The organism is Streptomyces sp. CB01881 (assembly GCF_002953255.1).
GTDB lineage: Bacteria > Actinomycetota > Actinomycetes > Streptomycetales > Streptomycetaceae > Kitasatospora.
Genome location: NZ_CP026498.1, coordinates 5,361,499 through 5,386,980, shown reverse-complemented (window position 1 = coordinate 5,386,980; position 25,482 = coordinate 5,361,499). Strand labels below are relative to the sequence as shown.

Annotated in this window: 16 protein-coding genes; all 16 read left to right on the top strand. The window is 72.7% G+C overall.

The window, feature by feature from the left end; all coding sequences use genetic code 11:
* The first annotated feature begins 203 nt into the window (after window positions 1-203).
* The 16 genes from C2142_RS39755 to C2142_RS13225 all read left to right on the top strand — a co-directional run bounded on the left by C2142_RS39755 (window position 204) and on the right by C2142_RS13225 (window position 25,250).
* Window positions 204-2,438: a right-handed parallel beta-helix repeat-containing protein gene (locus tag C2142_RS39755; protein WP_148642830.1), complete on the top strand. Its 2,235-nt coding sequence runs from the start codon at window positions 204-206 to the stop codon at window positions 2,436-2,438.
* A gap of 127 nt (window positions 2,439-2,565) precedes the next feature.
* Window positions 2,566-3,576 (top strand): methionine synthase, encoded by a 1,011-nt coding sequence (locus tag C2142_RS13295; RefSeq protein ID WP_148642829.1) that lies wholly within the window; start codon window positions 2,566-2,568, stop codon window positions 3,574-3,576.
* A 23-nt stretch (window positions 3,577-3,599) separates the two neighbouring features.
* A complete protein-coding gene (ligA, locus tag C2142_RS13290) occupies window positions 3,600-5,948 on the top strand; it encodes an NAD-dependent DNA ligase LigA (protein WP_148644760.1) in 2,349 nt (782 codons plus the stop codon).
* Between the two features lie 310 nt (window positions 5,949-6,258).
* Window positions 6,259-8,109: a bifunctional diguanylate cyclase/phosphodiesterase gene (locus tag C2142_RS13285; RefSeq protein WP_148642828.1), complete on the top strand. Its 1,851-nt coding sequence runs from the start codon at window positions 6,259-6,261 to the stop codon at window positions 8,107-8,109.
* A 228-nt stretch (window positions 8,110-8,337) separates the two neighbouring features.
* Window positions 8,338-8,634, top strand: a complete 297-nt coding sequence (gatC, locus tag C2142_RS13280) for an Asp-tRNA(Asn)/Glu-tRNA(Gln) amidotransferase subunit GatC (protein WP_148642827.1) — start codon at window positions 8,338-8,340, stop codon at window positions 8,632-8,634.
* A 5-nt stretch (window positions 8,635-8,639) separates the two neighbouring features.
* The gene (gatA, locus tag C2142_RS13275; RefSeq protein ID WP_148642826.1) at window positions 8,640-10,133 is read left to right on the top strand and encodes an Asp-tRNA(Asn)/Glu-tRNA(Gln) amidotransferase subunit GatA; all 1,494 of its coding nucleotides are present in this window, start codon (window positions 8,640-8,642) and stop codon (window positions 10,131-10,133) included.
* Entirely contained in the window at window positions 10,130-10,387 is a 258-nt protein-coding gene (locus tag C2142_RS13270) for a hypothetical protein (protein WP_241002555.1), read from the top strand. The genes gatA and C2142_RS13270 overlap by 4 nt, the downstream gene beginning before the upstream one ends.
* A gap of 75 nt (window positions 10,388-10,462) precedes the next feature.
* Entirely contained in the window at window positions 10,463-11,974 is a 1,512-nt protein-coding gene (gene gatB, locus C2142_RS13265) for an Asp-tRNA(Asn)/Glu-tRNA(Gln) amidotransferase subunit GatB (protein WP_148642825.1), read from the top strand.
* Between the two features lie 302 nt (window positions 11,975-12,276).
* Window positions 12,277-12,432 carry a hypothetical protein gene (locus tag C2142_RS13260; protein ID WP_153882778.1) on the top strand — a complete coding sequence of 52 codons (156 nt, stop codon included), beginning with the start codon at window positions 12,277-12,279 and terminating at the stop codon, window positions 12,430-12,432.
* A gap of 131 nt (window positions 12,433-12,563) precedes the next feature.
* Window positions 12,564-15,617 (top strand): helix-turn-helix transcriptional regulator, encoded by a 3,054-nt coding sequence (locus C2142_RS41550; protein ID WP_277347254.1) that lies wholly within the window; start codon window positions 12,564-12,566, stop codon window positions 15,615-15,617.
* A 470-nt stretch (window positions 15,618-16,087) separates the two neighbouring features.
* On the top strand, window positions 16,088-19,018 hold the full coding sequence (locus C2142_RS13250) for an EAL domain-containing protein (protein WP_148644758.1): 2,931 nt from the start codon (window positions 16,088-16,090) through the stop codon (window positions 19,016-19,018).
* A 330-nt stretch (window positions 19,019-19,348) separates the two neighbouring features.
* Window positions 19,349-21,202 (top strand): acetolactate synthase large subunit, encoded by a 1,854-nt coding sequence (locus C2142_RS13245; protein ID WP_148642823.1) that lies wholly within the window; start codon window positions 19,349-19,351, stop codon window positions 21,200-21,202.
* 34 nt (window positions 21,203-21,236) lie between these two features.
* Window positions 21,237-21,761, top strand: a complete 525-nt coding sequence (ilvN, locus tag C2142_RS13240) for an acetolactate synthase small subunit (RefSeq protein ID WP_148642822.1) — start codon at window positions 21,237-21,239, stop codon at window positions 21,759-21,761.
* Between the two features lie 181 nt (window positions 21,762-21,942).
* Window positions 21,943-22,941 (top strand): ketol-acid reductoisomerase, encoded by a 999-nt coding sequence (ilvC, locus tag C2142_RS13235; RefSeq protein ID WP_148642821.1) that lies wholly within the window; start codon window positions 21,943-21,945, stop codon window positions 22,939-22,941.
* Between the two features lie 253 nt (window positions 22,942-23,194).
* A complete protein-coding gene (serA, locus tag C2142_RS13230) occupies window positions 23,195-24,781 on the top strand; it encodes a phosphoglycerate dehydrogenase (RefSeq protein WP_148644757.1) in 1,587 nt (528 codons plus the stop codon).
* Window positions 24,782-25,088: 307 nt separating this feature from the next.
* Entirely contained in the window at window positions 25,089-25,250 is a 162-nt protein-coding gene (locus tag C2142_RS13225) for a hypothetical protein (protein ID WP_153882777.1), read from the top strand.
* Window positions 25,251-25,482 lie beyond the last annotated feature (232 nt).

The window sequence follows — 25,482 nt, the reverse complement described above, 5'->3', positions numbered from 1 at the left end:
GCGCTCGGCACCGGGGCCGTCTTCCGTCGTCCGGGTCCGGCGCTCCCGAGCTGCTCTGGCGGGGCGTCAAAACAGCTTTGTCGAAGGTTCTTCCGCTGTGGAATGATCCGCTTCGCCCTTCGTTCGATCACCTCGAACATCCAGGGCCGAACGGCACGATCCGTGCCTTTGCATCTCAGGGGGAAGCCATTTCCAGAACCCGCATGGCGCTGGTCGCCGGTGCGACGATGATCGGCGCGATCGGCCTGCCTGCCGGTCTGTCGACCGCGTCCGCCACGCCCGCCACGCTGTACGTCAACAACAGGCCCGGTGCCGCCTGCACCGACAGCGGCACCGGCGCCCAGGCTGCGCCGTACTGCACCGTCGGGGCCGCCGCGGCCGTGGCCCAGCCCGGCCAGACCGTGGAGATCCAGCCCGGTACCTACCGCGAGTCCCTGGTGCTCACCCGCTCCGGTACGGCCGAGGCGCCGATCACCTTCCGCAGTGGCGGCGGCGGCGACTCGCTCGCGGCGATCGGCATGGGGAGCGCGCCGGACACCGGTGTCACCGTGCGCGGCGCCTCGCACATCCGGTTCGAGAGCCTCCTGGTGGAGCCGAACATCGACAAGGGCGTCCTGCTGGTCGACGGCGGGCACGACGTGTCCTTCTCGCGGGTCACCACCAACGGCGCCGTCCACGTCACGGGCGGCTCCAGCCAGGTCGTCTACGCCGGGGGCACGGTCGCCGCGGTGCGCGGGCAGTCGCCGTTCACCGTGGACGGGGGCTCCACCGGGACGGTCCTGACCACCAACGGGATCAACAGCGACTCCTACGGCCCCGCCACCGGCATCCTGGTCGAGGACGCCCCCGGCACCGTCGTGGTGAGCAACAGCGTCCACTCCTGGTGCTTTCCCGCGCTGGCGCTGAACGGCGGATCGAGCGGCGCCGTCGTCGAGAACAACGTGGTCAGCACCGCCCGCAGCGGCGAGCCGTGCGGGAACGACGCCGCCCGGGCCACCGGGATCACGGTCGCGCAGGGTGCGACCGCCGGTACGAAGGTGGACTACAACGTGGTCGACCCGAGCAGTGGCGCCGCCGCCTACAGCTGGGCCGGCACGGCCTTCACCGCCCAGCCGGCGTTCACCGCGGCCAGCGGCCAGGGCGCGCACGACTTCGTCGCGCCGCCGTGGGTCCCGAAGGGCCCCGACGCGCCGGTCAACCACACGATCGACTCGGCCGACGAGAACGCGCCGTGGATGCTGCCGGCCGACCAGTACGGCATGGCGGCCGTCGACAACCCGACCGTGCCCAACACGGGCACCGGCACGGGCTTCCGGGACCGGGGCGCGTACGAGAACCCGGACTTCGGCAGTCTCTTCACCCCGGCCGGCCCGACCCGTCTGCTGGACACCCGTACCGGTGTCGGCGGTCCGGCGCAGGCCGTTCCGGCGTGGGGCACGGTCGACCTCCCGGTGACCGGCCTGGCCGGGGTGCCGGCGAGCGGGGTGACGGCGGTGACGATGAACGTGACCGTCACGGAGCCCGGGCAGGACGGTCACCTGACGGTCTACCCGCACGGGGACCAGGCGCCGGACGCCTCGAACCTGAACTGGACGGCGGGCAGGACGATCGCCAACCTGGTGACGGTGCCGGTGAAGGACGGCAGGGTGTCGTTCTACAACGCCTCCGGCGCCTCCGTGCAGCTGATCGCCGACCTCGCGGGCTACTACGGCCCCAAGGGCGACTTCTTCCACCCGCAGGGCCCGACCCGTCTGCTGGACACCCGTACCGGTGTCGGCGGTCCGGCGCAGGCCGTTCCGGCGTGGGGCACGGTCGACCTCCCGGTGACCGGCCTGGCCGGGGTGCCGGCGAGCGGGGTGACGGCGGTGACGATGAACGTGACCGTCACGGAGCCCGGGCAGGACGGTCACCTGACGGTCTACCCGCACGGGGACCAGGCGCCGGACGCCTCGAACCTGAACTGGACGGCGGGCAGGACGATCGCCAACCTGGTGACGGTGCCGGTGAAGGACGGCAGGGTGTCGTTCTACAACGCCTCCGGCGCCTCCGTGCAGCTGATCGCCGACCTGGCCGGTTACTACACGGCCGAGGGCAAGCTCACCTACAGCCCGAACGGACCGACCCGGAAGCTGGACACCCGCGGACCGGGCGGCCCCGTGCCGGCCTGGGGCACCGTCGTGGTGGACCTCGCCGACGTGGCGGGCATCGGGGCGGCGACCCTGAACGTCACGGTCATCGAGCCCGGCGCCGACGGACACCTCACCGTGTACCCGCACGGTGGCGCGGCACCCGACGCGTCGAACATCAACTTCGTGCGCGGGGAGACCATCCCCAACCAGGTCGTGGTGCCGGTGAAGGACGGCAAGGTGTCGTTCTACAACGCGAGTGACGGGCCCGTGCACCTGGCGGTCGACCTGTTCGGCTACCAGGCGTACTGATCCCGGCCTCGGCGTTACCCCGGCAGTACCGCAGCACCCCGGCGGCCCCGCCCCCGAGCCCACGGCCCGGCGGCGGGGCCGCGCCCAGGTGCGGACCGCGCCCGCCCGGCGCACTAGGCTCGGACGGGTGAGCAACGGACACCCCTTCCCCGACCTGGTCGGCGCCGCCACCGGCGTCGGCTCGCTGCCCGGCACCGACGCGCGGGAGGCCGCCAGGACGGCCACCGGGGCGCTGGAGCACCTGCCGTTCCTCCCGGAGCTGCCCGCGCGCGGACCGGGCGCCGACATGATCGGGCGCGGGGCCGGCCTGCTGGTCGAGCTGTTCGCCCAGACCGAGCCGAGCGGCTGGCGCTTCACCGACCGCCCCGGCCGGGACACCCGGCGCGCGCACTCCTGGCTCGGCGAGGACCTCGACGCCCTGGAGGAGTTCACCCAGGGCTACCGGGGCGCGCTGAAGGTGCAGGCGGTCGGGCCGTGGACGCTGGCCGCCGCCGTCGAGTTGAAGCACGGCGAGAAGGCGCTCGCCGACCCCGGGGCCTGCCGTGACATCGCCGGCTCGCTCACCGAGGGCCTGCGCCGCCACCTCGCCGACGTCCGCAGGCGGATCCCCGGCGCGGAGGTGGTGCTCCAGCTCGACGAGCCCTCGCTGCCCGCCGTGCTGGCCGGCGCGGTGAAGACGGCCAGCGGCTTCCAGCGGCTGCGCGCGGTGGACCGGCAGGTCGCGGAGGAGACCCTGCGCGAGCTGGTCCGCGGCCTGGACGCGCCGGTGATCGTGCACTCCTGCGCGCCGAACGTGCCGATCCCCCTGCTGCGCCGGGCCGGGGTGGCCGGGATCTCGCTGGACTTCTCGCTCCTGACGGACCGGACGGACGACGACCTCGGCGAGGCGGTCGAGGGCGGCACCGCGATCCTCGCGGGTGTCGTCCCCGCCACTGACCAGGCGGTGTCGGACCCGGCCGGTAGTGTCCAGGGTGTCAGGACGTTGTGGCGCAGGCTCGGGTTCGCCCCGGAACTGCTCGGCCGCCGCGTGCTGGTGACACCCGCCTGCGGGCTGGCCGGGGCCTCCCCGGCGTACGCGCGCCAGGCGTTGTCGCTCAGCGCGCGGGCGGCGCAGAGCCTGGTGGACAACCCGGAGTAAGAGTCAACGGAGGGCTTGCGGTGGTGGCTGTCGAGGGCTGGGAGGACGTTCCGGCAGAGGTGCGCAGACGGCACGCCGAGCTGGCGGTCGAGATCACGGACCACCGTGCCCGCTACTACGAGCAGGACGCGCCGGTCGTCAGCGACGCCGAGTTCGACGCGCTGATGCGCGAGCTGGAGGGGTTGGAGGCCGAGCACCCGGCGCTCGTCACCCCGGAGTCGCCGACCCAGCGGGTGGGCGGCGCCCCGACGGAGCTGTTCGCCGCGGTCGAGCACCGCGAGCGGCTGCTCAGCCTGGACAACGCCATGGACGGCGACGAGCTCGCCGCCTGGGCCGAGCGCGTCGCCGGCGAGCTGCACGGCATCGACTACCACTACCTGTGCGAGCTCAAGGTGGACGGCCTGGCCGTCAACCTGACGTACGAGAACGGCCAGCTGGTGCAGGCCGCGACGCGCGGCGACGGCCGGGTCGGCGAGGACATCACCGCCAACGTCCGCACCATCAGGGAGATCCCGCACCAGCTCAAGGGCGACGACATCCCCGAGCTGGTCGAGATCCGCGGCGAGGTCTACTTCCCGACCGAGGCCTTCGAGGCGCTCAACGCCTCCTTCGCGGAGGAGAACGAGCGCCGCCGGCAGGAGAACGAGGAGCGCGCCAAGGAGGGCAGGCGGCCCCGGGCGATGATCCGGCTGTTCATGAACCCGCGCAACGCCGCCGCCGGTTCGCTGCGCCAGAAGGACCCGCACGTCACCGCCTCCCGGCCGCTGCACATGGTGGTGCACGGCATCGGCGCCCGGGTCGGCTTCGACATCGACAACCAGTCGCACGCCTACCAGTTGTTGCACGACTGGGGCCTGCCCACCGCGCGGCACAACCGGGTGGTCGCCACCCTCGACGAGGTCCGCGCCTTCATCGGGCAGTACGGCGAGCAGCGGCACTCGGTCGAGCACGAGATCGACGGCGTGGTGGTCAAGGTCGACGAGATCGCCCTCCAGGGCCGGCTCGGCGCCACCTCCAAGTCCCCGCGCTGGGCGATCGCGTGGAAGTACCCGCCGGAGGAGGTGACCGGCAAGCTCGCCGCGATCAAGGTCGGCATCGGCCGCACCGGCCGGGCCACCCCGTACGCGGTGCTGGCGGAGCCGGTCAAGGTGGCCGGCTCGATGGTCCAGTACGCGACGCTGCACAACCAGCAGGTCGTCAAGGCCAAGGACGTCCTGCTCGGCGACACCGTGGTGCTGCGCAAGGCCGGCGACGTCATCCCGGAGATCCTCGGCCCGGTCTACGACCTGCGGGACGGCACCGAGCAGGAGTTCGTGATGCCCGCGCACTGCCACGAGTGCGGCGCGGAGCTGCGGCCGATGTCCGAGGGGGACATCGACCTCAGGTGCCCGAACGCGCAGTTCTGCCCGGCGCAGATCCGGGAGCGGATCGCCTTCCTCGGCGGCCGCTCGGCGCTGGACGTCGAAGGCCTCGGCTACGTCGCCGCCACCGCGCTGACCCAGCCGCTGGAGCCGGCCGAGGCGCCGGTGAGGGACGAGGGCGACATCTTCGGCCTCACCGAGGAGCAGCTGCTGCCGATCAAGGTGCTGGTCCGCGACCAGAAGACGGGCATGCCGAAGCTCGACGACAAGACCGGCAAGGAGAAGGAGGTCTTCTTCTTCGCCACCACCACGGGCGTGCCGAAGAAGTCGCTCGGGACGCTTCTCGACAACCTCGGCAAGGCGAAGGACCGCCCGCTGGCCAGGTTCATCAACGGGCTGTCGATCCGCCACGTCGGCCCGGTGGCCGCCCAGGAGCTGGCCCGGGAGTTCCGCGACCTGGACAGGATCTTCGAGGCGAGCGAGGAGGAGCTGGCGGCGGTCGAGGGCGTCGGCCCGATCATCGCCCGCTCGATCAAGGAGTGGCACCAGGAGGACTGGCACCGGGAGATCCTGGAGAAGTGGCGCCGGGCCGGCGTCCGCTTCACCGAGGAGGCCGGGGACGACGAGCAGGGCGAACGCCCCCTGGAGGGCCTGACCGTCGTCGTCACCGGCACCCTGGCCGGGCACACCCGGGACGGCGCCAAGGAGGCGCTGACCTCGCGCGGAGCGAAGGTGACCGGCTCGGTGTCGAAGAAGACCCACTTCGTGGTGGCCGGCGACAACCCCGGGTCCAAGTACGACAAGGCCGTTCAGCTCGGACTGCCGGTGCTGGACGACGCGGGCTTCGCCGTTCTCCTTGAGCAGGGGCCGGGGGCGGCGCGGCTCCACCTGGGCCTGCCGGAGGAGCCGGAGCCCGTGGCGGCGGCGCCCGCGCGGAAGCGGGCCGCGAAGAAGGCCGACGGGCAGGAACCCGCCGAGGAGCCCGTGGAGGAGGCCCCGGCCGAAGGCTGACCCGCGCGCGGAAGCGCCGAATCCGTCTTGTTATCGTCCTGATGCAACGTCACCGGGTGCCGCACAGTGAAAGCGGGCATTGTGTCACTGCGCGGCACCCGAACTCGGTGGCGTGTTCCCGGTTGTCCGAAAGTCTGCCCGCCGGGTGGACCCCGGAATACCCTGGAGCGCAACAGAGTGTCAGCAGGGGTGGGGGCACCGGCTGAGCCGGTCTCCGCGGGGTCGCTCCATGCCCGGCAGCTGCCGGCACCAGCACGGTGCCTCACCGTAAGGCGGCCTGACGGGGCGGGCCCGACGGAGGACAGGGCTTATGGATCGTACGACCGGCGGTGCGCCCACACGCCCGCCGCAGGGGGTGGCGGGTGCGGTCCTGCTGCTCGGCGTGCTGCTGGCCGGCGCCGCGCCGCTCATCCCGCTGGCCGTCCTGGTCTACCGGTACGAGCCCGAGCTGCTGCCGCTCTTCGCGGTGCCGCTGGCCGTGCTGGTCGCGGCGTGGCGGATCGCCCGTGACCGGGCCCGGGACCAGCTCACCGACCCGCTGACGGACCTGCCCAACCGCCAGGCGCTGCTGCTGGCGGCCCAGGAGGCGATCGCCGAGCACGAGCAGGGGTACAGCGTCGGGCTGATACTGCTGGACCTCGACCGGTTCCGGTCACTCAACGACACGCTCGGGCACACCGCCGGCGACCGGTTACTCGTGCACATCGCCCGCCGGCTGCACCGGGCGTTGCGTTCCGGCGGCCCGGCGGGCAGCGCCACCCGGGAGTCGATAGACGACGTCTTCGCCGGGCTGCCCCGGCACTACCGGGGCGGGCGTCCGCTGGTGGCCCGGATGGGCGGCGACGAGTTCGCCGTCCTGCTCCCCGGCGTCGGCTGCCCGGACACCCTGGAGCGGGTCGCCAAGGCGCTGATCGCCGAGCTGGCCGCGCCGATCCGCCTGGACGGGCTGCTGCTCGTCCTGGAGGCCAGCGCCGGCGTCTGCGTCTACCCGCAGCACGCCCAGGACGCCGAGTCGCTGCTGCGCCGCGCCGACGTGGCGATGGGTCACGCCCAGCACGGCCGCACCTCCGTCGAGCAGTACAACGAGACCCAGGACGCCGACACGCCCTACCGGATCGGGCTCCTGGGCGACCTGCGGCGGGCGCTGGAGACCGGCGAGGTGCAGCTGCACTACCAGCCGAAGGTGGCCTTCGACGGACGGGTGGTCGGCCTGGAGGCGCTGCTGCGGTGGGAGCGGCCGGGCCAGGGCAAGGTCTCGCCGGACGAGTTCGTCGGCCTCGCCGAGTCCAGCGGCCTGATGCCCCGGCTCACCGACTACGTGCTGGAGGCGGCCGTCGGCCAGCTCGCCTACTGGCGCGACCAGGGCCTCCAGGTGCAGGTCGCCGTGAACGTCTCGCCGCGCGACGTGCTCAACCCGGGCTTCGCCCAGCGGGTCGCCGGGCACCTCGTCCGCCACCAGGTGCCGGCCCACGCGCTCCAGCTGGAGATCACCGAACGGCTGCTGCTGGACGACTCCCGGCGCGCCGCGGACACCCTGGCCGAGCTGCGCGGCTACGGCGTCGGGATGTCCCTGGACGACTTCGGCACCGGCCACTCCTCGCTGGTGCGGCTGCGCAGCCTGCCGGTCGGCGAGCTGAAGATCGACCGTTCCTTCGTCTCCCGGATGGTCGCCGACGACCACGACGCGGCGGTGGTCCGCTGCTCGGTGGAGCTGGCGCACTCGCTCGGCCTGACCGTGGTCGCCGAGGGCGTCGAGGACGACGAGACCTGGGAGCGGCTGCACCGCATGGGCGTGGACGCCGTCCAGGGCTGGCTGGTCTCGGCGGCGCTGCCGGCCGAGCAGGCCACCGCCTGGCTGCGGGTGCACCGCACCGGCGCGCCGACGGTGGAACGGTTCAGCGCGGCCGCGCAGCTGCCGCCGGCCGTCCAGCCGGGGCTGCCGCCGGTGCTCCAGCCCGGTGCCCAGCCGGCCATCGCGCCCGCGATCCCGCCGGTGCTCCCGGCCGGTGTCCAGGCCGGCATCCAGGCGGCTGCCCAGCCCGTGCTCCAGGCCGGCATCCAGCCGGTGATCAACCCGGTCGGCCAGTCCGTCCTGCCGCCGGTGATCCAGGCCGCGCAGGCCGCGCAGATGGAGATCCGGGCCCCCGGCACGCCGAACTAGCCCCCGAACCGGCCGCAGTGGCGCCTCCGGCACGCCGGGCCGGCCGGCGTCCGTGGCCGCGGTGACCGGGCCCCGGCGTTACTCGTTGGCCGGTGGCAGGGCCGCGCCCCATAGGATGGGGCCACAGACCAAGAGGACGGGAGCGCCGAGCCGGCTGCTCCCGCCCGGGTCCGGCACCGCCTCACCGCACCGCCGGGCCTCACCAGAACTCACCCTGAGGATCGCTGCATGCCTGGCATCACGCGCGAGGAGGTCGCCCACCTCGCTCGGCTGTCGCGTCTTGAGTTGCAGGCCGAAGAGCTGGACCACTTCGCCGAGCAGCTCGACGTGATCATCGGCGCGGTCGCCCGCGTTTCCGAGGTCGCCGGACAGGACGTCCCGCCGACCTCCCACCCGCTCCCGCTGACCAACGTCATGCGCGCGGACGAGGTGCGGCCGTCGCTCACCACGGAGCAGGCCCTGGCCGGTGCCCCGGCCGCCGAGGAGCAGCGTTTCCGCGTTCCCCAGATCCTCGGGGAGGACTGACCGAGATGACCGACCTGATCCGCTACACCGCCGCCGAGACCGCGGCCGCCATCGCCAAGGGCGAGGTCTCCGCCGTCGAGGTCGCCCAGGCGCACCTGGACCGCATCGGGGCCGTCGACAAGAAGGTCAACGCCTTCCTGCACGTCGACACCGAGGGCGCGCTGAGCGCCGCCAAGGCCGTGGACGAGAAGCGCGCCAAGGGCGAGGAGCTCGGCCCGCTGGCCGGCGTCCCGCTGGCGCTGAAGGACGTCTTCACCACCAAGGGCGTGCCGACCACCTGCGGCTCGAAGATCCTCGAAGGCTGGATCCCGCCGTACGACGCCACGCTGACCACGCGTCTCAAGGACGCCGGCGTCGTCATCCTCGGCAAGACCAACATGGACGAGTTCGCGATGGGCTCCTCCACCGAGAACTCCGCCTTCGGCGCCACCGGCAACCCGTGGGACCTCAGCCGGATCCCCGGCGGCTCCGGCGGCGGTTCGGCCGCCGCGCTGGCCGCCTTCGAGGCCCCGCTGGCGATCGGTACCGACACCGGCGGCTCGATCCGCCAGCCGGGCGCCGTCACCGGCACCGTCGGCGTGAAGCCGACCTACGGCTCGGTCTCCCGCTACGGCCTGGTGGCGTTCTCCAGCAGCCTCGACCAGGGCGGCCCGTGCGCCCGCACCGTGCTGGACGCGGCGCTGCTGCACGAGGCCATTGCCGGCCACGACCCGCTGGACTCCACCTCGATCGACGCGCCGGTCCCGGCCGTGGTCGAGGCGGCGAAGCTGCGCGACGTCCGCGGCATGCGGATCGGCGTGGTCAAGGAGTTCGCCGGCGAGGGCTACCAGGCCGGCGTGATGCAGCGGTTCAACGAGTCCGTGGAGCTGCTGCGCGAGCTGGGCGCCGAGGTCGTCGAGGTCTCCTGCCCGTCGTTCACCCTGGCGCTGCCGGCGTACTACCTGATCGCGCCCAGTGAGGCCTCGTCCAACCTGGCCCGCTTCGACGCGATGCGCTACGGCCTGCGGGTCGGCGACGACGGCACCCGCTCGGCCGAGGACGTCACCGCCCTCACCCGTGAGGCCGGCTTCGGCCCCGAGGTGAAGCGCCGCATCATCCTCGGCACCTACGCCCTCTCCTCGGGCTACTACGACGCCTACTACGGCTCGGCCCAGAAGGTCCGCACGCTCATCTCGCGCGACTTCGACGCCGCCTTCGCCGGCGTGGACGTGCTGATCTCGCCGACCACGCCGACCACCGCCTTCCCGATCGGCGAGCGTGCCGACGACCCGATGGCGATGTACCTGGCCGACCTGTGCACGATTCCGTCGAACCTCGCGGGCAACGCGGCCATGTCGCTGCCCTGCGGTCTGGCCCCGGAGGACAATCTCCCGGTCGGCCTGCAGATCATCGCACCCGCGATGGCGGACGACCGCCTGTACCGCGTGGGCGGCGCCGTCGAGGCCGCGCTCAACGACAAGTGGGGGCACCCCCTGCTGGAGGAGGCACCGGCACTGTGAGCAAGATCGAGAAGGGCAAGGCCCCGAGCTCCATCAAGGGGTGGAAGCACAGCAAGCCCGGCCTGTGGCTGTCCATCGGGACCAGCGCCTTCGGCGCCATCTCCGTGTACAAGGACGTCAAGAAGGCCCGCACCGAGAACGACACGCTGAAGCTGGTCAACGCCTTGGTCGGCGCCGCCGCACTGATCACCGGCACGGCCCTGCTCGTGCGCGAACTGCGCTGCCTCGGCGACGACGACGTCCTGCTGGGCTGAGCAGCCCCGGCCCGGCCCGCACCCCTGTGCGCGGCCGGGCCCGTACCTCCACAGACTTTTAGCGAAGGGGACGCTGTGAGCGTCATGAACCTGGTCTCCTACGAGGACGCTCTCGCGTCGTACGACCCGGTGATGGGCCTTGAGGTCCACGTCGAGCTGGGCACCAAGACCAAGATGTTCTGCGGTTGCTCGACCGAGCTGGGCGCCGAGCCGAACAGCCAGGTCTGCCCGACCTGCCTGGGCCTGCCGGGCTCGCTGCCGGTGGTCAACGCGATCGGCGTGGAGTCGGCCGTCAAGATCGGCCTGGCGCTGAACTGCGAGATCGCCGAGTGGTGCCGGTTCGCCCGGAAGAACTACTTCTACCCGGACATGCCGAAGAATTTCCAGACCTCGCAGTACGACGAGCCGATCGCCTTCAACGGCTACCTCGACGTGCAGCTGGAGGACGGCTCGACCTTCCGCGTGGAGATCGAGCGCGCCCACATGGAGGAGGACACCGGCAAGTCCAGCCACGTCGGCGGCGCGACCGGCCGGATCCACGGCGCCACCCACTCGCTGCTCGACTACAACCGGGCCGGCATCCCGCTGATCGAGATCGTCACCAAGCCGATCGAGGGCGCCGGCGAGCGGGCCCCCGAGGTCGCCAAGGCGTACGTCGCCGAGCTGCGCGAGCTGATCAAGGCGCTGGGCGTCTCCGAGGCCCGGATGGACAAGGGCCAGATGCGCTGCGACGTCAACCTGTCGCTGCGCCCGAACGGCACGAAGACCTTCGGCACCCGCTCGGAGACCAAGAACGTCAACTCGCTGCGCAGCGTGGAGCGGGCCGCCCGGTTCGAGATCCAGCGGCACGCCACCGTGCTGACCGACGGCGGCACGATCGTCCAGGAGACCCGGCACTTCCACGAGGACGACGGCAGCACCACCTCGGGCCGGATCAAGGACAACGCCGAGGACTACCGCTACTTCCCCGAGCCGGACCTCGTCCCGATCGCGCCCTCGCGCGAGTGGGTCGAGGAGCTGCGGGCGGGGCTGCCGGAGCTGCCGCGCGTGCGCCGTGCCCGGCTCCAGGCCGAGTGGGGCCTGTCGGACAAGGACATGCAGTCGGTGCTGAACGCCGGTGCGGTCGAGCCGATCCAGGAGACCATCGCCGCCGGTGCCCCGGCCGACCAGGCCCGCAAGTGGTGGATGGGCGAGCTGGCCCGCCGCGCCAACGAGACCGGCACCGAGCTGAGCGAGCAGCCGATCACCCCGGCGCAGGTCGCCCGGGTCACCGCGCTGGTCGCCGAGGGCAAGCTGAACGACAAGCTGGCCCGCCAGGTCATCGAGGCCGTGCTGGCCGGCGAGGGCGAGCCGGACGAGGTCGTCGAGAAGCGCGGCCTGGCCGTCGTCTCGGACGACTCCGCGCTCGGTGCCGCCGTCGACGAGGCCATCGCCGGCAACGAGGCGATCGCCGCCAAGATCCGCGACGGCAAGGTCGCCGCGGTGGGCGCGCTGGTCGGCGCGGTCATGAAGGCCACCCGCGGCCAGGCCGACGCGGCCCGCGTGAAGGACCTGATCCTGCAGCGCCTCGGCGTGGAAGGACAGTAGGCACGGTCTGCAGCGCCTCGGCGTGGAAGGACAGTAGGCACGGTCTGCAGCGCCTCGGCGCCTGCTCGGCGCTGCCAGTCGCCTAAGGTTCTAAGGCGCCTAAGGCCTTCTAAGGCGCCTTAGTACGGTCTAGGGCCCGGATTCACCCTCGTAAGTGGGGGTGAATCCGGGCCTTCGCCGTTTCCGGGACCCCGCCTAAGGCGATCGGTCCCCGGAAGATGCGGCAGGCTGCCGATGTGGTGCACCCCCCTGGGAGAGGAGTCTTTACCTCAGAACGAGAGACCACCACGAGGGGAAACACCGTGATCGAGTACGAGCTCATCCAGCAGCAGGTGCGGGAACTCCACGCCGAGGCCGACCACCAGCGCCTGGTCCGTGAGGCCAAGGCCGGCCGGGGGCTGCGCCGCCTGGTCACCACCCGTGCCGACCGGCGCGCCGCGCGTCTGCGCGAGTGCTGACGGGCCGGCACCCGGCAGCGGCCGGGGCGGACAAGGAAGGGGAGGCGCGATCCAGCGCCTCCCCTTCCGGGCGTTCCGAGGACGGGATAACCCCTCGGCCGGGCGGATCGGCTTATGGCATGCTCGCCTCCATGCAGCAGATATCGGTGAGTCCCGTCTTCGTCGGCCGTGGAACGGAGATCACCGAGCTGACGGATGCTCTGAAGCGGGCCGGCTCCGGCAGCCCGCAGGCCGTGCTGGTCGGCGGCGAGGCCGGCGTCGGCAAGACCCGGCTGCTGGAGGAGTTCCTCGCCCGGGCCGACGCCGACGGCGGGGGAGTGGTGACCACCGTCGGCGGCTGTCTGGAGGTCGGCGCCGAGGGCCTGCCGTACGCGCCACTGGCCACCGCGCTGCGCCGGCTGCACCGCGGTCTCGGCACCGAGCTGGAGGTGGCCGCCGCCGGCATGGAGGGCCATCTCGCCCGGCTGCTGCCCGACTTCGGCGAGGCCGACGGCGAACCCAACGACGAGTACGGCCGGGCCCGGCTGTTCGAGCACACCGCGAGGCTGTTCGAGCGGCTCGGCACGGACCGTACCCTCGTCCTCGCCGTCGAGGACCTGCACTGGTCCGACCGCTCCACCCGGGAGCTGCTCGCCTACCTGGTCCGCACGCTGCACCGGGCCCGCGTCCTGCTGGTCGCCACCTACCGCACCGACGACCTGCACCGGCGGCACCCGCTGCGGCCGTTCCTGGCCGAGCTGGAGCGGCTGCGCACCGTGCAGCGGTTGGAGCTGGAGCGGTTCGGCCCGGGCGAGGTCGCCGCGCAGCTGGCGGGCATCCTCGGCACCGCCGACCCGGACCGGCAGCTGGTCGACCGGATCCACCGCCGCTCGGAGGGCAACCCGTTCTTCGTCGAGGAACTCGCGACCGCCTTCCAGGACGGCTGTTCGGCCGGGCTCACCGACTCGCTGCGGGACATCCTGCTGGTCCGCGTCGAGGCGCTGGACGAGGAGACCCAGCGGGTGCTGCGGATCGCCGCCGAGGGCGGCTCGTACGTCGAACACGCGCTCCTGGCGGCCGTGCTGGACGACGAGGAGGAGCTGATCGAGTCGCTGCGCGCGGCCGTCGGCGCCAACATCCTGCGCCCGGACACCGACGGCGACGGCTACCGGTTCCGGCACGCCCTGGTCCGTGAGGCCGTCTCGGACGACCTGCTCCCCGGCGAGCGGCACCGGATCAACCGCCGCTTCGCCACCGCGCTGGAGGCGCAGCCGCACCTGGTCGGCAGCGACGTCCGCCCGGCCAGGCTGGCCAACTACTGGTACCACGCGCACGATCCGGCCCGCGCCCTGCCGAGCGCCCTGGACGCCGCCCGGGCCGCCCGCCGGCGCAACGCCTTCGCCGAGCAGCTGCGGATGCTGGAGCGCGCCCTGGAGCTGTGGGACCAGGTCTCCGAGGAGGTGCTGGCGCACACCCTGCGCCCGTACGACTGGGCCGAGACCTACCCGCCGTGCTCCTGCGACGTGGTGACGCACGATCCGGAGTGCGAGCGGCTGCAACTGGTCGACGTCCTCGCGGAGGCGGTGGTCGCGGCCCGGCGCAGCGGTGACCGCGAGCGCGGGCTGAGCCTCTCCCGGCGGGCGCTGAAGCTGGTCGACGAGACCAAGGACCCGGCCCGCGCCGCCTGGTTCCGGATGAACCGGGCCCGGATGTTCGGCCACCTCAACCGGTCCAAGGACCAGGACGAGGCGGCCTACGCCCGGCGGCTGGTCGAGCAGCTGCCGCCGTCCGCGGTCCAGGCCGAGGTGTTCGCGCTGAGCGCGGGCATCGCGATGCTGAACAGCCCCACCGGCGAGAGCGTCGAGCTCGCCGAGCGGGCCGCGGCGATCGCCCGTGAGGTGGGGGCGCACGCGGTCGAGCAGCACGCCCGGATGACGCTCGGCACCCTGCGCAACGACCTGGGGAACGACCCCGAGGCCGCCGTCGCGGAGCTGTCCGCGGCGGTCGCCGCCACCCGCGAGCTCGGCGTGCCGGACCTCATGCTCCGCGGGCTCAACAACCTGGCCAGCCTGCTGCAGTCGCTCGGCCGCGCGGAGGAGGCCGTGGTGCTGGCCCGGGAGGGGCTGGAGACCGCCGACGGCAACGGCCTGCTGCGCAACATCGGCACCCTGCTGGTCGGCAACCTCGCCGAGGCGCTGATGGACCTCGGCCGGACCGAGGAGGCGGCCGAGGCGCTGGCCGGCGCCGAGCGGACCCAGCAGCCGGGCAGCCACGCGGAGTTCCTCGACCGGTTGCGGGGCGAGCTGGCCCTGATGAGCGGGGACCTCCCCTCGGCGGCCGGCATGCTGGCCCAGGCCCGGGCCTCGGACCGGGTCTGCCAGTTCCAGCACTCCGTACCGATCTCCCGGCTCGCGGTGCTGATCGCCGCCCGTGGCGGGCGCCTGCTGGAGGCCCGGGCCGAGCTGCTCGCCGTGATCGACAACCCGATCCCCGCCGGGAACGAGGCCGCGCTCTACCCGCTGCTGGTGGACGGCGCCGCGGCCGAGGCCGACAGCCGGGGCCTGCCGGAGGCCGGGCCGGGCCGTGCCGAGGTGCTGGCGAAGATCGCCGCGGTGGCCGCCCTGCTGACCCCCAAGGCGTCGCTCCACCACGGCTGGGCGCGGCTGCTGGAGGCCGAACTGGCCCGGGCCGAGGACCGGGACACCCCGGCGCAGTGGGCCACCGCCGTCGAGGCGCTGCGGCCGGCCGGGCTGCCGGGCCCGCTGGCGGCGGCGCTGCTGCGGGCCGGCGAGGCCGAGGTGCTGGCCGGGCACCGCGAGGCGGGCGCCGAACTGCTGCGCGAGGCGCGGAAGCTGGCGGGGGCGCGCTCCGACACCGCGCTGCTCGCCGAGATCACGGCGCTGGCCGAGCGGGCGGGCCTGGCGCTCTCCGGGCGTACCGGGGCGGGTGCCCCCGTCGCCGCCGCTCCGCCGTCGGGGGGAGACTCCTTCGGCCTCACCCCCCGTGAGCGGGACGTGCTCCGGTTGCTCGCCCGGGGCCGTACCAACCGGCAGATCGCGGAGGAGCTGTACATCTCCCCGAAGACCGCGAGCGTCCACGTCTCCAACATCCTCGGCAAGCTCGCGGTGGCCGGCCGGGGCGAGGCCGCCGCGCTGGCCCACCGGTTGCGGCTCTTCCCGGAGGACCTGGCGCCCGCCGGCCGCTGAGCCGGGCCGCCGTCCGCGCCCGCCGACCGTACCGGTCCGACCGGTCCCCGGTCGGCGGGCGCCTCCGCGTGCTCCTGTGCGCGCCGCGTGAGCCCCTCGCCGCACGCCCCCGCCAACCGGCCCGTTCTGGCAGATTCGGGTGCAATTCCCCACCCTTGCACCATTACTCTAAGTTGAGTGTGCGTGTCATTGAGTGACCGAAGTGGTGTAGGGTCCCGATCGGGAACATCGGTGCGGTGCGTCGGCCGGCAGGCCGTCCGCCCCCTGGGCCACCGCCCTGACGGGGTGCCAGGTCACCGCGTACGGCCACCAGGTGCGCGGCCGGTGGCCCGTGGCCGGGGCGCAACGCCCCGGGTCGGAGGGGGAGAGGCCGAGTGAGCTCCACCGATGCGGTGCTGCCCGGAGCCGGACGGCCGGGCGTGCCGGACGCCGACACGTCCCGGTGTACCGGGCGCGGCCCGGTCTGCCGGATGCTCCACAGCCGTGGCCTGCCCGGCGCAGTCCTCGGCGTGCTCTGCGTGGCCTATGCGACCGGCGCGGCCTCCGGTTGGGGCTCCCGCCAACTGGCGATCTTCATGGGTGACTTCGGCCTGGCCGCGGCCGCCCTCGCGGCCGCGCTGTCCTGCCTCGCCTACGGCTGCGCGGTCGGCGGCCACGCCCGCCCGGCCTGGCTGCTGTTCGGCCTCTCCTCGCTCATGGTCGCCTTCGGCAACGGCACCTGGGGCTGGTACGAGCTGGTCGAGCGCACCCCGCTGCCGCAGGACTCGCTCGCCGAGTACGCCTTCCTGCTCTTCGCCCCGCTCGCCATCACCGGCGTGCTCGTCCTCGCCCAGCGCCCGCGCAGCGCCGCCGGCTGGCTCTGCCTGCTGCTCGACGGCTGGCTGGTGGCCGGCTCGCTGTTCACCCTCAGCTGGAGCCTCGCGCTCGGCCGGATCGCCGCCGGGGAGGACGGCTCCCCGCTGTGCCTCGCCCTCAACCTGGCCTACCCGGTGCTGGACATCCTGCTGGTCAGCCTGGTGGTCGGGCTGCGCTTCGGCGGCCGGGACGGCAACCGGGCCGCGGTGCACACCGCGATGATCGGCCTGGCCGTCACCGTGCTCTGCGACGCCCTCTTCACCTCCCCCGAGCTGCGCAACAGCTACCACTCGGGGGAGCTGCTGGACGCCGGCTGGTTCGCCGGCAGCCTGCTGCTCGCCTGGGCGCCATGGTCGCCGCGCTGGCGCCGCCCGCTGCGCGAGCACCCCTCGGCCGGGGGCCTGCCGCGCCGTCGGGTGGCCACCACCTTCAGCGCCCTCACCCCGTACGCGGCGGCCGCGGTCTGTACGGCCGGCATCCTCTACAACGCCCTCGGCGGGCGGCCGTTGGACCGGGTGGTGGCCTCCGCCGCCTGTACCGTCGGCCTGGCGCTGATCCTGCGGCAGGGCGTGATGCTGCTGGACAACCTCTCGCTGGCGCAGGAACTCGCCCACAAGGAGGCGCACTTCCGCTCCCTGGTGCAGGGCTCCAGCGACGTCATCATGATCGCCGGTGCCAACGGCGTGCTCTCCTACGTGTCCCCGGCCGCGCTCGGCGTCTACGGGCGGGACCCCGAGGAGCTGGTCGGCGGCAACCTGCTGGACCTCGTCCACCCCGAGGACGTGGACCGGGTGCTGCTGGAGGTACGCCGCTTCCTGGCCCGCGGCCGGCTGCTGGCGCACCGCTCGTCGGGCACCGCCGCCGAGCCGTCGGCGGCCCGGGTGGAGTGCCGGATCAGCTCCGGCGGCGGCGAGTGGCTGCACGTCGAGTCGACCGTCAACCGGTACCGCGACGGCCTGATCCTGAACAGCCGGGACGTCACCGAACGCGTGATACTCCAGGCCCAGTTGCAGCACAACGCCTCCCATGACCCGCTCACCGACCTGCCCAACCGGGCGCTCTTCGCGCAGCGGCTGCGCGGGGCCCTCGCCACGCGCGGACAGCAGGGCGGGGCCGGCGCCGGGGTCGCGGTGCTCTTCCTCGACCTGGACGGCTTCAAGGCGGTCAACGACAGCGCCGGCCACCAGGTCGGCGACGAGCTGCTCGTCCAGGCGGCCCGCCGCCTCCAGGGCGCCGTGCGCTGCGGGGACACCGTCGCCCGGTTCGGCGGGGACGAGTTCGCCGCGCTGGTCTGCGGCCCGCTCGGCCGGCTCCAGGTCCAGGAGCTCGCCGAGCGGCTGCGGGTCGCGCTCTCCGAGCCCTACTGGATCGGCGGCGCCGAACTCGCCGTCGCGGCCAGCATCGGCATCGCCTTCGGCACCCCCGAGCGCGGCCCCGCCGCCGACCCCAGAGCCGCCGCCGACGAGCTGATGCGCAACGCCGACCTCGCGATGTACCGGGCCAAGTCCGAGGGCAAGGGCCGGGTGGTGCTCTACACCCCGGCCATGCGGGCCGACCTGGAGCGCCGGTCGGAGCTGGAGGAGCGGCTGCGGGTCGCCGTCCGCGAGGGCGGCTTCACGCTGCTGCACCAGCCCGTGGTGGACCTCCTCTCCGGCTCCGTCACCGGCGTCGAGGCCCAGGCCCGCTGGCGCTCGGCCCAGGGGCTGCTGCTCACCCCCGCCGAGTTCCTGCGCTCCGCCGAGCACGGTGACGCGGCCACCCGGTTCTCCCGTTGGCTGGTCCACGAGGCGGTGACCGCCGCGGCGCTGCGGCGCGGGCTGCCGGTCAGGACCCGTTCGGCGCCGCCGCCCGTCCCGGTCTCGGTCCGGTTGTCGGCCGAGCGGCTCTGCTCGCCCGGCATGTACGAGGCCGTGGTGGCCGCGCTGCGGGACAGCGGGCTGCCGGCCGGCCAGCTGGTGGTCGAGGTCGCCAGGACGGGCCCGGACGCGCTGGCCGACGAGCTCGGCCGCCGGCTGGCCGCGCTGCGCCGGCTCGGCGTCTCCACCGCCCTGGCCGGCTTCGGGGCCGGTCACGGCTCGCTCGGCTCGCTGGGCCGGCTGCCGTTCGACGGGCTCAAGCTGGACCGCACGCTGGTCCAGGACCTCGGCGAGTCGGGGCTCGGCCGGACGCTGGCCGGGCACGCCCTGCGGCTCGGCCGCGACCTCGGCCTGGTGACCGCCGCCGAGGGGGTGGACCTGCCGCGCCAGGTCTCCGTGCTCCAGGAGTTGGGCTGCCGGCAGGGCCAGGGTTCGGCCTTCGCCCCGCCCCTGGACGAGACCCGGCTGCGCCGCGCGCTGGTCCGCCGGGTCTACCCGCTGCCGAGACCGCTCGGCTCGCTCTCGGCCCGCCGCTCGTACCTCGCCGCGGACACCCGTACGAGTGGCTGCGGGGAGTCCGCGGCAGGGCGTGTCGTACATCACCACGGCGGCTCCGACCTGCCCGAACACCGCGCGGTGGCCGGTCCGGGGCATGGTCCGCATGGCGAGACTGTCATCCCACCTGCTTGACAGTCGGCCCCGCACGGGAGGAAGGTCGTTGCCATGCGCACCCGAATTCTCGTACTTGGCGGGCGCGTCGGCTGAGCGGGCCATGCCCGACTCGTGAGAGACCGACGCGCCACCCCTCGCATGCCCTAGGCACGAGGGGTTTTTTGTTGCACTGACACTGTTCCACTCCGCAAGACCACTGGCCCCGGCCGCCCCCAACCACCCCGATCCACCGGGAAAAGGGGGACGATTGGGGCAGAGCCGGCGATCGGCCCGACCCCCGGGACCCCACCCTCGACAGACGGGGCCCGCAACCACCCGGGCCGGCAAAAACCGAGAAGAGACAGGCAGATGACTGAGCACGCCGCATCCCCCCGCCGCGGGGACACCCCGGCCGCCCACGCTCCCGCTCCCCAGCACGTCGTCGAGACCATGACCGGCGCCCAGTCGCTCATCCGCTCGCTGGAGGCCGTGGGCGCGGACACCGTCTTCGGCATCCCGGGCGGGGCCATCCTTCCCGCGTACGACCCGCTGATGGACTCGACCAAGGTGCGTCACATCCTGGTCCGCCACGAGCAGGGCGCCGGCCACGCCGCCACCGGCTACGCCCAGGCCACCGGCAAGGTCGGCGTCTGCATGGCCACCTCCGGCCCCGGTGCGACCAACCTGGTGACCCCGATCGCCGACGCCTACATGGACTCGGTGCCGATGGTGGCCATCACCGGCCAGGTCGCCTCCAAGGCGATCGGCACCGACGCCTTCCAGGAGGCGGACATCTGCGGCATCACGATGCCGATCACCAAGCACAACTTCCTGGTCACCGACCCGGCCGAGATCCCCCGGGTGATCACCGAGGCGTTCCACATCGCCGCCACCGGCCGGCCCGGCCCCGTCCTGGTCGACATCGCCAAGGACGCACTGCAGGCCACCACCACCTTCCGCTGGCCGGCCGAGACCTCGCTGCCCGGCTACCGCCCGGTGACCAAGCCGCACGCCAAGCAGATCCGCGAGGCCGCGAAGATGCTGGTCGGCGCCAAGCGCCCGGTGCTGTACGTCGGCGGCGGCGTGATCAAGGCGAACGCCACGGCCGAGCTGCGGATCCTCGCCGAGCTGACCGGCGCCCCGGTGGTCACCACCCTGATGGCGCTCGGCGCCTTCCCCGACAGCCACCCGCAGCACCTCGGCATGCCCGGCATGCACGGCTCCGTCCCGGCCGTCACCGCGCTGCAGAAGTCGGACCTGCTGTTCACCCTCGGCGCCCGCTTCGACGACCGCGTCACGGGCCGGCTGGACAGCTTCGCCCCGTACGCCAAGATCGTCCACGCCGACATCGACCCGGCCGAGATCGGCAAGAACCGCCCGGCCGACGTGCCGATCGTCGGTGACGCCCGCGAGGTGCTGGCCGACCTGATCGTCGCCGTCCAGGCCGAGTTCGACGCCGGCCACAAGAGCGACTACGTGGACTGGTGGGTCAAGCTCAACGAGTGGAAGAAGACCTACCCGCTGGGCTACGAGCCGGCTCCGGCCGGGCAGCTCTCCCCGCAGCAGGTCATCGAGCGGATCGGCCAGCTGGTCGGCCCGGACGCGATCTACGCCGCGGGCGTCGGCCAGCACCAGATGTGGAGCTCGCAGTTCATCCAGTTCGAGAAGCCGGCCACCTGGCTCAACTCGGGCGGCGCGGGCACCATGGGCTACGCCGTCCCGGCCGCCATGGGGGCCAAGGCGGGCCGCCCGGAGACGTCGGTCTGGGCGATCGACGGTGACGGCTGCTTCCAGATGACCAACCAGGAGCTGGTCACCTGCGCCCTGAACGACATCCCGATCAAGGTCGCGGTCATCAACAACGGCTCGCTGGGCATGGTCCGCCAGTGGCAGACCCTCTTCTACAACCAGCGGTACTCCAACACCGTGCTGCACGCGGGCCCCGGCCACGACGGCATCGAGCCGCCGGCCCAGGGCACCCGGATCCCCGACTTCGTGCTGCTCTCCGAGGCGATGGGCTGCGTCGGCCTGCGCTGCGAGCGCCCGGAGGACCTGGACGCGGTGATCAAGCAGGCGATGGAGATCAACGACCGCCCGGTCGTCATCGACTTCATCGTCCACCAGGACGCCATGGTCTGGCCGATGGTCGCGGCCGGCACCAGCAACGACGAGATCCAGTTCGCCAAGGGCGTCCGGCCCGACTTCGGCGACGACACCGACTGACCCCGACCTCAAAGACCTAGGGATACAGAGACCCATGTCCAAGCACACCCTCTCCGTCCTGGTCGAGAACAAGCCCGGCGTGCTCGCCCGCATCGCCGCGCTGTTCTCCCGTCGGGGCTTCAACATCGACTCCCTCGCCGTCGGCCCGACGGAGCACCCGGACGTCTCCCGGATGACGATCGTGGTCAACGTCGAGGACCTCCCGCTGGAACAGGTCACGAAGCAGCTCAACAAGCTCGTCAACGTGATAAAGATCGTCGAGCTCGACCAGTCCGCTGCGATCCAGCGGGAACTGGTCCTGGTGAAGGTCCGCGCCGACAACGAGACCCGGTCGCAGATCGTCGAGATCGTCCAGCTGTTCCGCGCCAAGACGGTCGACGTGTCCCCGGACGCGGTGACCATCGAGGCCACCGGCAGCTCGGACAAGCTGGAGGCCATGCTCCGGATGCTGGAGCCGTACGGCGTCAAGGAGCTGGTCCAGTCCGGCCTGGTCGCCATCGGGCGCGGCGCCCGGTCGATCACCGACCGCTCGCTGCGCGCCCTCGACCGGAGCGCGTGACACCCCCGACGCGCCCCCGCCCGTCGCCCGCCGCCACCCTTCCAACGGCGCGCAACGCGCGACACCGCCCCTTGAGCGCCCTGTCTCACCCCCTGAAGCACTGCCCCACACCCCCGCCGGGTCGACGTACCGTAGGAAACGCAGTACCCGGCAAGACCATCACGCAAGGAGATGTGCCCCCGTGGCCGAGCTGTTCTACGAAGACGACGCCGACCTGTCCATCATCCAGGGCCGCAAGGTCGCGGTCATCGGCTACGGCAGCCAGGGCCACGCCCACGCGCTGTCCCTGCGCGACTCCGGCGCCGACGTCCGGGTCGGCCTGAAGCCGGAGTCCAAGTCCCGTGCCAAGGCGGAGGAGGCCGGCCTGCGCGTCGTCACCCCGTCCGAGGCCGCGGCCGAGGCCGACGTCATCATGATCCTGGTGCCGGACCCGATCCAGGCCGACGTCTACGAGGCGGACATCGCCCCGAACCTGAAGGCCGGCGACGCGCTGTTCTTCGGCCACGGCCTGAACATCCGCTTCGGCTTCATCAAGCCCCCGGCCGACGTCGACGTCTGCATGGTCGCCCCGAAGGGCCCGGGCCACCTGGTCCGCCGCCAGTACGAGGAGGGCCGCGGCGTCCCCGCGATCGTCGCGGTCGAGCAGGACTCCACGGGCAACGCCTTCGCCCTCGCGCTGTCCTACGCCAAGGGCCTGGGCGCCACCAAGGCCGGCGTCATCAAGACCACCTTCACCGAGGAGACCGAGACCGACCTGTTCGGTGAGCAGGCCGTCCTCTGCGGTGGCACCGCCGCCCTGGTGAAGGCCGGGTTCGAGACCCTGGTCGAGGCCGGCTACCAGCCGGAGATCGCCTACTTCGAGTGCCTGCACGAGCTGAAGCTCATCGTCGACCTGATGTACGAGGGCGGCCTGGAGAAGATGCGCTGGTCGGTCTCCGAGACCGCCGAGTGGGGCGACTACGTCACCGGCCCCCGCATCATCACCGACGCCACCAAGGCCGAGATGAAGAAGGTCCTCGCCGAGATCCAGGACGGCACCTTCGCCAACACCTGGATCGCCGAGTACAAGGCCGGCCTGCCCAAGTACAACGAGTACAAGAAGGCCGACGAGGACCACCTGCTGGAGACCACCGGCAAGCAGCTCCGCAAGCTGATGAGCTGGGTCAAGGAAGAGGCCTGAGCCTCTCCGGGCACCGGTCCGATCGGATCTGCCTGATTTTGTAACTCCCTTGTACAACTAGGCTGCTCCCGTCCGGGTGATTTCGCCGGACGGGAGCAGCCTGGTACCCAGCCCGTCGATACACTTCCGAGTGCGCGTCAGGCCCACAGCGTCGTGCGTCTACCTACGCGGCATGCCACCTTCCCCCCGCATTCCACGCCACCTTCGTGCCGGGGAGAACCGCACAGTTAAGGACCACACTGTCGTGAGCACTGTGACATCCAAAGCCGTCGTCCTGATCGCCGAAGAGCTGTCGCCCGCCACCGTCGACGCCCTCGGACCCGACTTCGAGATCCGCCACTGCAACGGCGCCGACCGCACCGAGCTGCTGACCGCGATCGCCGACGTGGACGCCGTCCTGATCCGCTCCGCCACCAAGGTGGACGCCGAGGCGCTGGCCGCCGCCCGCAAGCTCAAGGTCGTGGCCCGGGCCGGCGTCGGCCTGGACAACGTGGACGTCTCGGCCGCCACCAAGGCCGGCGTGATGGTCGTCAACGCGCCGACCTCCAACATCGTCACCGCCGCCGAGCTCGCCTGCGGCCTGCTGATCTCGGTCGCCCGCAACATCGCGCCCGCCAACGCCGCCCTCAAGCAGGGCGAGTGGAAGCGCAACAAGTACACCGGCGTCGAGCTGAGCGAGAAGGTCCTCGGCGTCGTCGGCCTCGGCCGCATCGGCGTGCTGGTCGCCCAGCGGATGTCCGCCTTCGGCATGAAGATCGTCGCGTACGACCCCTACATCCAGGCCGCCCGCGCCGCGCAGATGGGCGTCAAGCTGGTCTCGCTGGAGGAGCTGCTGGAGGTCTCGGACTTCATCACCGTCCACCTCCCGAAGACCCCGGAGACCATCGGCCTGATCGGCGACGAGGCGCTGCACAAGGTCAAGCCGACCGTCCGCATCGTCAACGCCGCCCGCGGCGGCATCGTGGACGAGGCCGCGCTCGCCGCCGCCCTGCGCGACGGCCGGGTGGCCGGCGCCGGCCTGGACGTCTATGCGAAGGAGCCGTGCACCGACTCCCCGCTGTTCGCCTTCGACAACGTGGTCGCCACCCCGCACCTGGGCGCCTCCACCGACGAGGCGCAGGAGAAGGCCGGCATCGCGGTCGCCAAGTCCGTGCGCCTGGCGCTGGCCGGCGAGCTGGTCCCGGACGCGGTCAACGTCCAGGGCGGCGTGATCGCCGAGGACGTCCGCCCGGGTCTGCCGCTGGCGGAGAAGCTCGGCCGGATCTTCACCGCGCTGGCCGGCGAGGTGGCCGTCCGGCTCGACGTCGAGGTCCGCGGCGAGATCACCCAGCACGACGTCAAGGTGCTCGAACTGTCCGCCCTCAAGGGCGTGTTCGAGGACGTGGTGGCGGAGACGGTGTCCTACGTCAACGCCCCGCTGTTCGCCCAGGAGCGCGGCGTCGAGGTACGCCTGACCACCTCCAGCGAGAGCCCCGAGCACCGCAACGTGATCACCGTCCGCGGCACCCTGGCCGACGGCGGCGAGATCGCCATCTCCGGCACCCTGGCCGGCCCGAAGCAGACCCAGAAGATCGTCGGCGTGGACGCCTTCGACGTGGACGTCGCGCTCACCGACCACATGGCGTTCTTCAAGTACGAGGACCGTCCGGGCGTGGTCGGCATCCTCGGCCGCCACCTCGGCGACGCCGGCATCAACATCGCCGGCATGCAGGTGGCCCGCGACGGCAGCGGCGCGCTGGCCTCCATCACCGTGGACAGCCAGATCCCGCAGGAGGTCCTCACCGCCATCTCCGCCGAGATCGGCGCCCGCTTCGCCCGCTCGGTCGACCTGGGCGCCTGAGCACCGCACGGCCTCCGACAGCAGGGCCCGGGCCACCGTTCCACCGGTGGCCCGGGCCCTGCTGCGTGCCCCCGGGCGGCTCCCGTCTCAGATAGTAGGAAATCCAAGTATTCGTGCAGACACGGCAGGCGCCGGGTCGTACCGTGGAAGAGCCATACGGCGTGCCGCCCCTGTAGCCAGGGACTGCGGCCCGTGTGCGCCCGTGCGCCCCGAGGGCAGGCGACCCCTGCTCCGCGCACCCCCTCCCCACTCTCTGTGCCCCCCGCACTCTGCGCCCTCCCGGCGCGCTCGCCCCAAGGAGCCCGGTATGCCCCCCGCCGCAGACCGCCACGCCACCCCCGCCCCCGCCGCCACCCCGGCCCGCACCCCGCGCCGCCGCCGTGCGGCCGAGCGGAGCCCCTTCGCGGCCGCCGCCCTGCAGCGCGCACTGGACCGCCGTGACAACGGCGGCGTGACCGGGCACCTCTGATGGTCGCTCCGGCCCTCCTGCGAGTCCGTCTCCGGGCGGTGGCGTTCATCCGCCGAATGGGCCGTCCGGACTGACGCCGGATCACCCGGACGAGTGCAAGTGGCGCCCGTTGGAGGGATGTTGCTCGCACTCCCCGGCAGGGTCTCCTATATGTGGGGCCCCGGAGGGGTGATCGACGTCCGCACGGGCGGGCGTCAGCGACACGGCGTGCGGATCAGTCCCCCTTGCCGGG

Coding starts and splice junctions, on each gene's coding strand:
- C2142_RS39755 (WP_148642830.1), top strand. CDS start 204: ATGGCGCTGGTCGCCGGTGCGACGATGATCGGCGCGATCGGCCTGCCT.
- C2142_RS13285 (WP_148642828.1), top strand. CDS start 6,259: ATGGATCGTACGACCGGCGGTGCGCCCACACGCCCGCCGCAGGGGGTG.
- gatC (WP_148642827.1), top strand. CDS start 8,338: ATGCCTGGCATCACGCGCGAGGAGGTCGCCCACCTCGCTCGGCTGTCG.
- gatA (WP_148642826.1), top strand. CDS start 8,640: ATGACCGACCTGATCCGCTACACCGCCGCCGAGACCGCGGCCGCCATC.
- C2142_RS41550 (WP_277347254.1), top strand. CDS start 12,564: ATGCAGCAGATATCGGTGAGTCCCGTCTTCGTCGGCCGTGGAACGGAG.
- C2142_RS13250 (WP_148644758.1), top strand. CDS start 16,088: ATGCTCCACAGCCGTGGCCTGCCCGGCGCAGTCCTCGGCGTGCTCTGC.
- C2142_RS13245 (WP_148642823.1), top strand. CDS start 19,349: ATGACTGAGCACGCCGCATCCCCCCGCCGCGGGGACACCCCGGCCGCC.
- ilvN (WP_148642822.1), top strand. CDS start 21,237: ATGTCCAAGCACACCCTCTCCGTCCTGGTCGAGAACAAGCCCGGCGTG.
- C2142_RS13225 (WP_153882777.1), top strand. CDS start 25,089: ATGCCCCCCGCCGCAGACCGCCACGCCACCCCCGCCCCCGCCGCCACC.